Source organism: Ktedonobacterales bacterium, assembly GCA_036557285.1.
In the GTDB taxonomy this organism is placed as follows: domain Bacteria; phylum Chloroflexota; class Ktedonobacteria; order Ktedonobacterales; family DATBGS01; genus DATBHW01.
Map to the genome: position 1 here is coordinate 1 of DATBHW010000080.1, position 13,247 is coordinate 13,247.

Annotated in this window: 12 protein-coding genes; 10 read left to right on the forward strand and 2 right to left on the reverse strand. The window is 62.0% G+C overall.

The annotated features are described in order from the left end of the window. Window positions 1–1,207, reverse strand: a 1,207-nt coding sequence (locus VH599_21630) for an AAA family ATPase (GenBank protein HEY7350925.1), incomplete at its 3' end; no start/stop codon positions are given. 103 nt (window positions 1,208–1,310) lie between these two features. Further along, entirely contained in the window at window positions 1,311–1,526 is a 216-nt protein-coding gene (locus VH599_21635) for a hypothetical protein (protein ID HEY7350926.1), read from the reverse strand. Window positions 1,527–1,824: 298 nt separating this feature from the next. Here VH599_21635 and VH599_21640 point away from each other — a divergent pair, with 298 nt between their 5' ends. The 10 genes from VH599_21640 to VH599_21685 all read left to right on the forward strand — a co-directional run bounded on the left by VH599_21640 (window position 1,825) and on the right by VH599_21685 (window position 13,186). Then, window positions 1,825–2,010, forward strand: coding sequence for a hypothetical protein (locus tag VH599_21640; GenBank protein HEY7350927.1), 186 nt, complete (start codon window positions 1,825–1,827; stop codon window positions 2,008–2,010). 270 nt (window positions 2,011–2,280) lie between these two features. Further along, entirely contained in the window at window positions 2,281–4,149 is a 1,869-nt protein-coding gene (typA, locus tag VH599_21645) for a translational GTPase TypA (protein HEY7350928.1), read from the forward strand. 11 nt (window positions 4,150–4,160) lie between these two features. Continuing rightward, entirely contained in the window at window positions 4,161–4,658 is a 498-nt protein-coding gene (locus tag VH599_21650; GenBank protein HEY7350929.1) for a DUF6194 family protein, read from the forward strand. 98 nt (window positions 4,659–4,756) lie between these two features. Beyond that, entirely contained in the window at window positions 4,757–5,518 is a 762-nt protein-coding gene (nth, locus tag VH599_21655) for an endonuclease III (GenBank protein HEY7350930.1), read from the forward strand. Next, on the forward strand, window positions 5,515–7,617 hold the full coding sequence (locus VH599_21660) for a hydantoinase/oxoprolinase family protein (protein HEY7350931.1): 2,103 nt from the start codon (window positions 5,515–5,517) through the stop codon (window positions 7,615–7,617). The genes nth and VH599_21660 overlap by 4 nt, the downstream gene beginning before the upstream one ends. A gap of 88 nt (window positions 7,618–7,705) precedes the next feature. Further along, window positions 7,706–7,948, forward strand: a complete 243-nt coding sequence (locus VH599_21665) for a DUF433 domain-containing protein (GenBank protein HEY7350932.1) — start codon at window positions 7,706–7,708, stop codon at window positions 7,946–7,948. 98 nt (window positions 7,949–8,046) lie between these two features. Then, entirely contained in the window at window positions 8,047–9,696 is a 1,650-nt protein-coding gene (locus VH599_21670) for a hydantoinase B/oxoprolinase family protein (GenBank protein ID HEY7350933.1), read from the forward strand. Between the two features lie 381 nt (window positions 9,697–10,077). Further along, complete coding sequence (locus VH599_21675) at window positions 10,078–10,797, forward strand: alpha/beta hydrolase-fold protein (GenBank protein ID HEY7350934.1); 720 nt, start codon at window positions 10,078–10,080, stop codon at window positions 10,795–10,797. A 16-nt stretch (window positions 10,798–10,813) separates the two neighbouring features. Beyond that, window positions 10,814–11,821, forward strand: a complete 1,008-nt coding sequence (locus VH599_21680) for a hypothetical protein (GenBank protein ID HEY7350935.1) — start codon at window positions 10,814–10,816, stop codon at window positions 11,819–11,821. A 12-nt stretch (window positions 11,822–11,833) separates the two neighbouring features. Continuing rightward, a complete protein-coding gene (locus tag VH599_21685; protein HEY7350936.1) occupies window positions 11,834–13,186 on the forward strand; it encodes a hypothetical protein in 1,353 nt (450 codons plus the stop codon). Window positions 13,187–13,247: the final 61 nt, after the last annotated feature.

Here is a 13,247-nt window from a genome sequence, read left to right on the forward strand (position 1 = left end):
CGGGGACCGGCTCGGCCAGCCGCCATGCCCCGGTGGTCGGGTCGAACTGGAGCGTCTGCTCGATGCCCAGCAGTTCGCGGCCATCGCCAATCAGCCTCGCCTGCGGCTTGCCCCGCTCGCGGCGCAGCACCAGCACGTTATCCGCCACGCCGTTCAAGCCCTGCGTCGCGTTCACCTCGTCCAGCGCATCCTCGCGGCTCTCCTTGCCCGTATGGTGAATCACCAGGATGCTCACGCTGCGGGCATGGGCCAGCGCCTGCACCTGCTCCAGCGAGGCATAATCCTCCCCATAGAGCGTCGCGCTTCTGGCGTGGCCGCGAATCTTCGCCAGCGTATCCAGAATCAGCAGCCGCGCCTCGGGATGCCCCAGCAGCCAGACCTCCAGCAGCCGCAGCCCGCCATCGTCCAATCGCGGCCAGCGGGTCGTCACCTCCAGCCGACTCGGCGGCGGCTCCCCCTGCAAGAGTTGCTCTGTGCGGTTCCGCAGCCGCTTGGGGCTGTCCTCCAGCGCCAGGTAGAGGACATCGCCCGCCTCCACCGGCGTCTTGCCCAGCGCCACGCCGCCGGAGGCCACCGCCAGCGCCAGCCCCAGCGCCAGCCACGACTTGCCCAGTTTGGGCTTGGCCGCCAGCAGCGTCAACCCTTCGGGCAGCAGGTCCGGCACGACCCACAGCGTCTTCGGGAACTCCTGGCGCAGCAGGTCATCCACGCGCACCAGCGTCGGAGCCAGCGCGGCCAGCCGCGCACGCGCCTCTTCGGGCGACAGGTCCAGCGTCTCCTCCTCCGCCTGCGCCGCCAGCGCCTCCACCGCCCGCACCGCCTCCCTGGCCGGTTCGTCGCTGTGATAGCCGATAGCGGCCAGGTCGCCAGCCACCTCCAGCACCTTGCGCCCCTGGGAGGCTTGCCGGACCAGATTGGCATAATGCACCGCGTTGAGCGAGGTCGGCGCGGCATTGGGCAGGCTGTTCACGTAGACGAACCCGCCCGCTCGCTCAAGCTGGCCGGTGCGCTCCAGGCGCGTCGAAACCGTGACCACATCTACGGCCATGCCGTCGGCGTCCAACTGGCGCATCGTGGCAAAGATCGTCGCGTGCGCCTCGCGGTAGAAATCGTCGGGGGTGAGCGTCCTGACGGCGAACAGCGCCGACGGGTCAATCAGGATACAGCCCAGCAGCGCCTCTTCGGCATCCAGGGCGTGCGGGAACATCGGGGAGTCTCCTCCAGCCATCATCATCCTCCTCCACACAGACGCATCCCCCCGCCACCTGTCGGCAGGGGGAATGCGCCCGAACACAACCACAACCGTCACATCAGCACGCGCTGTAGCCGCAGGCATAGCACTTCTGGCAGCCTTCTTCATAGACCAGGGCGTTGCTCCCGCACTCTGGACACACGTAGCCCAGGGGCCGCATCGGCGGCTCAGCCTCGTCCTGCTCTGGCGGGCCGGATTCCACGTCGTCCTCGCCCTGCGCCAGCGCCTCGCGCACAGGCAGCCTGTCATAATCGCCAATGGATTGCACACGCATAGGGAAATCTTCTCCTTTCAAGAGGGGAACCAACCACCACCCCATCCACCCCCCTGCTCGCCAGCACGCAGCCGCAGCACTCAGAGGGGAAGCGAGCGCCCCTGGGGGCAAAGAATCAGACGCTCTTTTGCAAGAGTAGAACAAAAGTTCTACCTTGTCAAGCCCCTGACCGGACGGCTCCATCACACAGGAGGTGTTGGCAAGCGAAGCATATTACTTGTAGCGCCGCCATCTTGGCGGCCAACGATTCGCTAGAGCGAGCGTGCGCCCTCCAGGCCACCGTACCAACAGGCCAGCGTTGGGCCGCCGAGACGGCGGCGCTACCAGTGGCGTTCGCCCTCCGGTCCACCGTACCGGCAGGCCAGCGTTGAGCCGCCAGGATGGCGGCGCTACAAGTGGCCCCCCGCCTGGCAAGATGGCGGCCAACGATTCGCTAGAGCGAGCGTGCGCCCTCCAGGCCACCGTACCGGCGGGCCAGCGTTGAGCCGCCAGGATGGCGGCGCTACAAGTGGCCCCCCGCCAGGCAGGATGGCGGCGCTGCAAGTGGCCCCCCGCCAGGCAAGGTGGCGGCGCTGCAAGTGGCCCCCCGCCAGGCGGCAGACATGTGCTATAATGATGGATGGGGCGCCGCCAGACGTGCTGGAGGCGCTTATCTCTCTGTATATGAACCGCCTGCCTGGGCAGGGATTGAGAAAAGTTGGGGTGATCTGGTATTAGCTCTCTAACCCGTCACGACATTCGCAACATCGCTCTTATCGCCCACGTTGATCATGGCAAAACGACCCTGGTTGATGGCCTGCTGAAACAAAGCAGCGTCTTCCGCGAAAATCAGCAAGTTGGCTCACTCATCATGGACTCCAACGAGTTAGAGCGCGAGCGCGGCATCACCATTCTTGCCAAGAACACGGCAATTCTCTATAAGGGCATCAAAATCAACATCATAGACACCCCCGGCCACGCCGACTTCGGCGGCGAGGTCGAGCGTGTCCTCAACATGGCCGATGGCTGCTTATTGCTGGTGGATGCTGTCGAAGGCCCCATGCCGCAGACGCGCTTTGTCTTGCAGAAGGCGTTTGCACTCGGTCTGCGCCCCATCGTCGTCATCAACAAGATAGACCGCCGCGACGCCCGCCCGCAGCAGGTACTCGGCTGGACGCAAGACCTGTTTTTGGAACTGGCAACCAGGGATGAGCAGCTTGATTTCCCGGTGCTGTACGCGATTGCCCGCGAAGGCATTGCCCGCCGCAGCCTGGAAGATACCAACCAGGGGCTTGGCCCGCTCTTCGAGGCCATCGTCCAGCACATCCCCGCGCCCGTCGTAGACAGCGAAGCCCCCCTGCAACTGCTGGTGACGACGCTGGACTACGACGACTACAAAGGCAAATACGTTATCGGGCGCATCAGCCGGGGCAAGATTCGCTCCGGCATGACCGTCGCGCGCCTTGATCGTGACGGCGCAATCAGCCGCCACAAGGTAGCGCAGATCTTCACCTATCGAGGCTTGCAGCGCCTGGAAATTGAGCAGGCTGAAGCCGGGGATATTGTGGCGATCACCGGCATTGCCGAAGCCAACATTGGCGAAACCATCACCGACCCTGAGCAGCCAGAGGCGCTGGCGACGATTGCCATTAACGAGCCAACGCTCAAGATGACCTTCAGCGTCAGCACCAGCCCCTTTGCAGGCCGCGAAGGCAAATACTGCACCTCTCGCCAACTGCGGGCGCGGCTGTATCGTGAACTGGAAACCAACGTCAGCCTGCGCGTCGAAGACGGCTCCAGCGCCGACGAGTTCATCGTCTCTGGCCGGGGCGAACTGCACCTGGCGATTCTCATCGAGACGATGCGCCGGGAAGGCTACGAGTTTCAGGTGTCGCGCCCCGAAGTCATCACCAAAGATGAGGATGGGCGCGTCATGGAACCCGTTGAGCAGTTAATTCTGGATACCCGCGAGGCATATATCGGACCCTTGAGCGAGACCCTGAGCAAGCGCCAGGCAAAACTGAGCAACATGAGCCACGACGGCAATGGCAACGTGCGCCTGGAATATCACCTCCCCACGCGCGGCCTGATCGGGTTCCGCAGCGCCTTTCTGACGCTGACCCAGGGCAACGGCGCGATGGGCAGCCTGCTGGTAGGCTATCAGCCCTGGTCGGGCCAGATTGGCAGCGCGCGCATGGGCGCGCTCATCGCTTCGGAGACTGGTGTCGCCGTGACCTATGGCCTGAACAACGCGCAGGAGCGCGGCGATACCTTTATCGAGCCGGGTACAGCGGTCTACGAAGGCATGATCGTTGGCCTGAACAGCCGCCCTGCCGATCTGGTCGTCAACGTCTGCAAAGAGAAGAAACAAACGAACGTGCGTTCTTCTACCGCCGAGATTGCGGTGCGGCTGACGCCTGCCATCAAATTAAGCCTGGAACAATCGCTCGACTTCATCGCCCCCGATGAACTGGTCGAAGTCACGCCCCAGGCCATTCGCCTGCGCAAGCGGTATCTCACGCAGCACGAGCGCGCCCGCACACGCGAGGGACGCGCGAGCGACCAACGGGAGCGAGAGGGCCGAGGCCCAGCCGAGGCCAGCGGCCCTTCCCACAGGGAGGGACAGCCTGTGGCGGCGTCGTAAAGCATGCGGCCATGAAAGCTGAGGGTATTAACGTGAACGAAGCTGAGATCAGCCAGTACATCACCGATAGGTTTCAGGGCGTGGATGTGGTGGTCGCTTCGGACGCCAGTTTCTTCTTCTACAACCCGGATAGTACCGTGCCGCCGGATCACCGGTTTCCGTTTGTGACGATTGTGACGAGCGATGCCTTTGACCAGTTCTCCAACCTCAACCGCCCGTCAGTCTTTCGACTGAACATCGGCCTTGGCAAGCAGACGTTTCGCTCGCTGTTCGGCTTGCCAAAGGCGTCTTCCGGCAGGGACAGCGCGGCTGAAAGCGGCGCTACCTCCAGTGACCACGACTTCACCGCCCTGGATCACCTGATGCCTCATCCTGTGTATGGGCGGATGTACTGGGTGTGTGTACTCAACCCCAGCGCCGAGACGCTTGAAACGAAGGTGCGGCCATTGCTGGCCGAGGCTTACGAACTGGCAGTGAGCAGGTATAATAGACAGGCGGCCCGCAGATAAGCCTCAACCTGCCGTTCGAGAGCGGCGCCCGCCACGCGCGGGCGACCCTACTCACGCAGGGCGCTGTAATCGCCGAAGAGATTCAATGGGGGAGCAAGATGACCGAGCAAGAACGAGCCAGCGAATTGATTGCGCGACTCCACCAGGCGTATCCTGACGCAAAGTGTTCCCTCGATTTCACCACGCCGCTGGAGCTGCTCATAGCGACGATCCTGTCGGCCCAGTGTACCGACGAGCGCGTCAATATGGTCACGAAGACCCTCTTCAAGAAATACCGGACCGCCCAGGATTACGCGGCGGCCCCGCTGGCGCAGCTTGAACAAGATCTCAAGCAGGTGAACTTCTATCGCAACAAGGCGAAGAACATCCAGGCCACCGCCGCGATCCTCGTCCAGCGTTATGACGGCCAGGTTCCCCACACGATGCAAGAACTCATCGCCCTGCCCGGCGTTGCCAGAAAAACCGCCAACGTCGTTCTGAGCAACGCCCTCGGCCAAGTCGAAGGGATCATCGTAGACACCCACGTAAGACGCCTCAGCCAACGACTGGGCCTCACCAGCAGCGAAGACCCGCTCAAGATCGAGCAGGAACTCATGAAGAAGCTGCCCCGCCAGGATTGGCTCGCCATCACCCACCTCCTGATCTATCATGGGCGGGCCGTGTGCCAGGCCCGCAAGCCGCTCTGCCAGCAATGCGTCTTGATTGACCTCTGCCCTACTGGCTCCGGCTATGTCGTCGGCGCGGGCGCGCGAGCGACCAACGGGAGCGAGAATGCGGGAACCCAGTTCCCGCAAGCACCCGCCGCCGGAGGCGCGGGCGCGCGAGCCGCTGCCAAAGCTTCTGGCAGCCCTGAGCCATGAGCGCGTATCGTTTCGGCATAGACGTGGGAGGCACCTTCACCGATCTGCTCGCCTTTGATGAGCAGGCTGGCGCGCTCCTGCGTTACAAAGTCTCCAGCACTCCCCAGGCGCCTGAAGAGGGCGCGCTGCATGCCCTCCAGGCGTTCTTTCATGACCAGCCCGACGCGCCCGTGAGCCTCATCAGCCATTCCACCACGCTTGCCACCAACGCCCTGCTGGGGCAATTGCACCTGGACCTTCCCCGGCTGGCGCTCATCACCACCGCCGGATTTCGTGACGTATTGGAGATTGGCCGTCAGGGCCGCGCAGAAGTCTATAACCTCTTTGTGCGCCGTCCTCCTCCCCTGGTAGCGCGGCGTGACCGCTTTGGCGTTCGTGAGCGCCTGGACGCGCGCGGCGTCGTGGTCGAACCGCTAGATGAAGCGGCCTTGCGCGGCATTGCGCGTGAACTCTCCGAGCGTGGCATCAGGCACGCGGCCATCTGCTTCCTGCACGCCTATCAGAACCCCGTCCATGAACGACGCGCCCGCCAGGTTCTGCTTGAGCAGTTCCCCGGCCTGTCCATCACCCTCTCCTCTGAGGTAGACCCGGAGGAGCGCGAGTACGAGCGCGCCAGCACCACCGTCATGAACGCGCTGCTCGCCCCGATTGTGCGCGACTACCTCCAGCGGCTAGAAACGGCCCAGGAGAGGCGCGAGGCCGCGCTGTTTATCATGCAATCCAACGGCGGGGTATCCAGCGCGGCTCAGGTCATGGCCCGGCCAGCTACTATCATCGAATCCGGCCCCGCCAGCGGCGTCATCGGCGCGGCCCATCTTGGGAAGCTGCTTGGCATCGAACGGCTGCTGAGTTTCGATATGGGCGGCACCACCGCCAAGGCTGGCATGATTCTGGATGGCATGCCCCAGGTCGTAGGAGAGTTCGAGGCAGCGGGGCGCACGCACAGTGGCCGGGCGGTACGCGGGAGCGGCTATCCGGTTCGCTTCCCGTTTATTGACCTGGCGGAAGTGAGCGCGGGCGGCGGAACCATCGCCTGGATTGACGGCGCTGGCGCGGTGCGCGTCGGCCCACAGAGCGCGGGCGCAGACCCCGGCCCCGTCTGCTATGGCAAAGGCGCTCAGGAGCCAACGGTCACAGACGCTCATCTGGTGCTGGGGCGTCTCAATCCGGGCCAGCTTGCGGGCGGCGCGGTGGTCCTCTCGCGGGAGCTGGCCGAGGACGCGCTGGCGCAGATGGCCGGGCGCATTGCGGGGTTTGACAGCGTTCGTCTGGCTGCCGGTATTATTCGCCTCATCAATGCAGATATGGCGAAAGTCCTGCGTATCGTTTCGCTGGAACGCGGGCATGATCCCCGGCTCTTCACCCTGGTGGCCTTTGGTGGCGCTGGCCCACTGCATGCCTGCGCCCTGGCCGATGAACTGGCGCTCCCCCGGATTCTCATCCCTCCCCAACCAGGGCTTTTCTCCGCCTGGGGTCTGCTGGTGGCCGACCACACGCACACCGAATTGCGCTCTATCCTCGCGTCTGCCTCGGCATGCCGCCCGGACCAGTTGGAGGGCATCTTCAAGCAGTTGGAAGCGAAGGGCCAGCAGGCGCTCGCCAGAGAACAAACAGAGCCAGGCCAGATCGCCTTTCGGCGCAAGCTGGAAATGCGCTACATGGGCCAGTCCTTTGACCTGACGCTGCCTGCCCCTGCTCTGCTCGATGCCAGCGGGCTGCGAGAAGTACAGGAGGCATTCCACGTCTTGCACGAACAGACCTACGGCTATGGCGCGCGCGACAACGAGATCGAGTTGGTAGCGGCCAGGCTCGAAGCGATTGTTCAGAGCGCCAAACCCGCGCCGCCAGCCTACTCGCTCCGACACAGCCAGCCAGATAGCGAGGCCCAGGTGGGAGAGCGGCCCGTCTTCTTCGATGAATCGGGCGCATTCCACGCGACCCCGATTTATCAGCGTGAGCGCCTGCTCCCAGGCAATATCGTGAGCGGCCCGGCCATTATCGAGCAATATGACACGACTACTATGCTGCCGCCCGGCTGGAAAGCCAGCGTTGACCGCCTGACCAATCTCGTCCTTGAGCGCAGCGGAGGAGAGCTATGAGTACCGAGCAGAGAGGGCCGCCTTGCTCTATTGCCCCAAATGGGGCATACTGGACACTGAGAACTGATTTAAGGAAAGGGGAAACACTATGGAGCAGACACGGTATCCCTTGATTGAACGTGACCCCGAAGTGATGAATGGCAAGCCGGTGATTAAGGACACTCGTCTGACGGTGGAACTGATCTTAGAGCGGCTAGCCGATGGCTATACCGTCGAGCAATTGCTTGATAATTACCCACGCTTGACCCGTGAAGGCATCCTGGCCGTCTTAGACTATGCGGCTGGCCTGGCGCATGCCGAAGCAGAGCGGGCAGAGCGTGCCGCCTCATGAAGTTTGTGGCTGATGAGAATATCTTCAAGCACACGGTTCTTCAACTGCGCAGCGAATACCTCTTTCCAGCGATGAGGATGAAGGACAGGAGCGCTAGTATGGGAACGAGTCAGCAGCCAGGGCCAGACCCGATCATCGTTGAGGTCATCCGCAACGCCCTGCTCTACGCCAGCGAAGAAATGGGCATTGTCGTGCGCAACGCCTCTTTCTCGCCCAACATCAAAGAGCGGCTCGACCATTCCTGCGCGCTCTTTGATGAGCGTGGCAGGCTGATTGCCCAGGCGGAGCATATCCCGGTTCATCTTGGCTCCTTGCCCGTTGGCATCTCCAATACACTGGCGTACCTGGAGAGGCACGGCCAGCGCCTGGATGCGGGCGACATGATCGTCGTCAACAATCCCTATATCGCTGGCACGCACCTGAACGACATCACGCTCATTCGCCCCATCTATTACGAGCAGCACTTGGTGGGCTATGCCGCCAGCAAGGCCCATCACACCGACGTTGGCGGGAGAGTCCCTGGCAGCATCTCCAGTGACGCCACCGAAGTCTTCCAAGAGGGGCTGATTCTGCCTCCGGTCAAATTGATGGTTGGCGCTCGCTTCCAGCAGGATATTGCCGACATCATCTGCGCCAACTCGCGCACCCCGGCCTCGCGTATGGGCGATCTGCGCGCCCAGGTGGCCGGAAATCTCCGGGGCGAGCTTCATCTCCAGGAAGTGATCGCGCGCTACGGCTTGCCCATCTTTCGCGCCGCCGTCAATCGCATTCTGGATGAATCAGAGATACGCCTGCGACACCAGCTCGCGGGCTTTCCTGCTGGCCGCTACGAAGCTGAAGACTATCTTGATGACAGCGGACAGAGCGACACTCCTGTGCGGCTGAAAGTAACGCTCACCCTTGCCGACGGCGCAATCAGTGTGGACTATACCGGCACAGATGCCCAGGTTCAGGCGCCTGTGAATGCCGTGTTTGGCGTCACGCTCTCAGCCGTCTATTACGTGCTGCGCAGTGTCACCGACCACACCATCCCCATGAACGAGGGCTGCTTCCGGCCTGTCACCGTTTCTGCGCCAGAAGGCACGCTGCTCAACCCGCGCTTCCCAGCGCCTGTGGCGGGCGGGAATGTCGAAACCTCCATGCGCAACGCTGATGTGCTCCTTCAGGCATTCGCCAAAGTCGCGCCTGAGCGTGTGCCAGCCTGTGGCGGCGGAACCATGACGAATCTGATGGTGGGCGGAGATGATTGGGCTTTTTACGAAACGATTGGCGTCGGCATGGGCGGGCGTCCGGGGCTGGATGGCATTGACGGCATCCAGACCAACATGACCAACACCCTCAACACCCCCATTGAGGCGATGGAGCGACACTTTCCCATCCGCATGACTCACTATGAGTTCCGCGAAAACAGCGGCGGGCAAGGGCAATGGCGCGGCGGCTGCGGCCTGGTGCGCGGCTTCGCGCTCCTGACGGATAGGGCAACCGTGACGTTGCTGGGTGATCGCGCTCGCTTTGCTCCGCCAGGCGCTCAAGGAGGCCAGCCAGGAAGAACCGGCGAGCGCACCCTTCTCCGCCACAATGACCACCAGACACACGTACCCCTTCCCGCCAAAACCACTTTTCTCATGCGTCAGGGCGATGAACTCATCATACAAACCCCTGGCGGCGGTGGCTTTGGCTCTCCGGCTCAGCGCGATCTGGACCAGATAGCGCATGATCGTGAGAGCGGCCTCTCTACCCTCTCATAGTTCCACCACCCATCGGGGGCCACTTGTAGCGCCGCCTTCCAGGCGGCCATCGCTGGCCTGTTGGTACGTTGGCCTGGAGGGCGAATGCTCGCCCAGGCGAATCGTTAGCCGCCAGGATGGCGGCGCTACAAGTGGCGTTCGTCCTCCAATCTATCGTAGCGGCAGGCCAACGTTGAGCCGCCATCCTGGCGGCGCTACAAGTGGCCCCCGATGGGTGGTGGAACCCCCTCTTAATTTCCTGGTTGACGGTATGACACGCGGCTGCTATCATCGTGATGCTGGTAGCCGGAGCGAGGATGTCAGCCGTTGCTGGCAGGGCAGGTATACTGTGGTGGGTGAAAGCGCCAGCCGTTGCAGTATTACATGGGGGCTGGTGGTTTCATGAAGCGGGAGTATCATCGCTGGCATAGTACATCACTTGATCGGGATATGGAGCTGCTGGCGTTTGGGTATGCTGGCGCGCGCGTCATCGCCTTCCCAACCTCGATGGGCCGCTTTTTCGACTGGGAAGATCGCGGGCTGGTCGGCGCATTGAGTAAGCATCTGGAACGTGGCTGGATTCAGTTGTACTGCGTTGATAGTGTTGACAGCGAAAGCTGGTATGCCAAAGGGCGTCTTCCGGCTGAGCGCGTACAGCGCCATGCCCAATACGATCACTATCTCTTAACCGAAGTCATACCCTTCACTGCCCAGGAGAACGCCGACCCCTTCGTCATCACCACCGGGGCCAGCTTCGGAGCCTACCACGCCGTCAACTTTGCCCTGCGCTATCCCCACCTGGTCAACCGCACCATCGGGATGAGCGGCGCTTATAATATTCGGCACTGGGCGGATGGCTACTCCGACGACACCCTCTACTTCAACTCCCCGCTCGATTTCATCAGCAACGAGCATGAGCCAGAACGCTTGACAGCCTTACAGCGCCAGGATATTATCCTCGCCATCGGGAGCGACGATCCCTCCTGCCCCAGCAACCAGCAGCTATCGGGCATCCTCTGGAGCAAGAGCATCGGCAACGCCTTGCGCGTTTGGGATGGCTGGCGCCACGATTGGCCGTATTGGCAAGAGATGATTCAACGGTATATCGGAGGACATGATTAGCGAAGGGAGCCGGAGCATGGTCTTGAAGGTTGGGCTGATTGTCGGGCGGGAGTGGTCCTTTCCTCCTGCTTTCATTGAAGAAGTCAACCGCCGTAATGATGGCGTCGAGGCCGAGTTCGTCAAGCTCGATGGCATCCACATGGACGACCCCTGCCCCTACGCGGTCATCATTGATCGCATCTCCCACGAAGTCCCCTTCTATCGCACCTATCTGAAACACGCCGCGCTTCAGGGCGCCCATATCGTCAACAACCCCTTCATGTGGACCGCCGATGATAAGTTCTTCGAGGCATCGCTGGCAACCAGACTGGGCATCGCCAGCCCCAGGACCGTCGCTTTGCCGAACAAAGAGTATGTCCCCGGCATCGTTCACAACGAGAGCCTGCGTAACCTGGTCTACCCCCTCGACTGGCAGGGCATCGTTGACTACGTTGGCCTGCCCTGTGTTCTCAAAGACGCGCATGGCGGTGGTTGGAAAGAGGTCTACATCTGCCACTCGCTGGAAGAACTCATCTCCCACTACGACCACTCTGGCCTGCTGACGATGGTCGTTCAGGAGTTCATCCGCTGGGACCAATTCGTTCGCTGCATCGCCCTGGGTCGAGAGGAAGTGCTGCCGATCAGATATGACCCGGGCGAGCGCAGATACCACGACGACGATACGTACCTCAGCCCGAAGCTTCGCCAGCGCATCATCGCCGATTCGCTGAAGCTGGTACGCGCCCTGGGCTATGATATGAACTCCCTGGAATGGGCCATCCGCGCTGGCGTCCCCTATGCCATTGATTTTATGAACCCCGCCCCCGATATGGACATCAACTCGCTCACCCCCGTTTTCTTTGACTGGGCCGTCAAGCATATGGCCGATATGGCTATCCGGCTGGCAAAGGAGCCACGCCCGCAGCGCCGCGATGTACGTTGGGATACCCTTTTTGCCGAAACCGACGAGAGCAGCCAGGCCACGCCTGCGCCTCAGAAGCCTCTACGCCGGTCTAAAGTGGCAGCGCCCGCCAGAGACGCTTGAGAGGAGCTTCTTATGCTGCTGCGGGAAGCAATTCAGAGCTATCACGAACTGCTCTATGACGACCTGGCTGCTGCGTCGCAGGCCCAGCTTGACGACCAGCTTCAGCGTCGTGGCCTCTTCTTTGGTCAGCGACCACTCTGCACCGTCCTGCGCCCCCGCTTCATCACCAGTGAACAGTACCGCTTCTTGCAAACGCGGGTGCAGACGCTCTTGAGCGCCTTCGATACAGCCTTGCGCGCCGCTCTGGAGCAGGAGAGTATCCGCGCCCAGTTTTGCCTGACCGATTGGGAAATCGATCTAGTCCAGCATGACCCCGGCTTTCGCGCCGCCAGCCCAACCTCGCGGATTGATACCTTTTTCGTCACCGAACATGGCGGGCTGCGCCTGACCGAGTACAATGCCGAAACCCCGGCTGCCCAGGCGTATAACGACGCTCTTTCGGACATCTTTTACACCTTGCCGGTGATGCGCGAATATCTGCGCCGCTATGAGGTGCGCGCCCTGCCAGCGCGCCACAGTTTGCTTCATGTGCTGCTGGACGCCTACCAGCAATGGGCGGGACGCAGCGAAGCGCCCCGGATCGCCATTCTGGATTGGCGGGAAGTACCGACCTACAGCGAGTTCGTTCTCTTTGAGCAGTACTTCAAGTCGCAGGGTCTGGACTGTCTTATCGCCGACCCGCGCGAAGTGGAGTATGAGAACGGACGCCTCTCCATCGGCGATACCCCCATTGACCTGATCTACAAGCGCGTCCTGCTGAGCGAACTGATTGAGCGCGGCGGGCGCGACCACCCGGTCATTCGCGCAGTGCGCGATAGGGCCGTCTGTATGGTCAACCCCTTCCGCTGCAAAATCCTGCACAAAAAGGCCAGCCTGGCGGTCCTGAGCGATGAGCGCAACGCCAGTATCTTCAGCAGCCAGGAGCGCAAAGCCATCGAAGACCATATCCCCTGGACGCGCCGCGTAGAGGAGCGTCAGACGCTCTACCGCGATCAGCCGGTGGACCTGATCCCCTTTATCCTTGAACACCGCGAGCGGTTCGTCCTGAAAGCCAACGACGAGTACGGAGGCAAGGGGATCATCCTGGGTTGGGAAACCGACGAGCAGAACTGGACACGCGCGCTACAGACCGCCCTGAGCGAACCCTTTGTCGTGCAAGAGCGCGTGGCCGTCCCCAACGAGGCTTATCCCTGCCTGGTTGACGGGCGCCTTCAGATTACGGATCGCATTATGGATACTGCGCCGTTCGCCTGGTACGGTGAGTATATAGACGGCTGCCTGACTCGCCTCTCAACCGACGCCCTGGTGAACGTCACCGCTGGCGGCGGCTCGACAGTGCCGACGTTTCTCGTAGACAAGCGGTAATCACATATCAGAGCTTGTTGGAGGCAGGAGCTTCCAAACAAAGCAGGTGACATCTATCGCG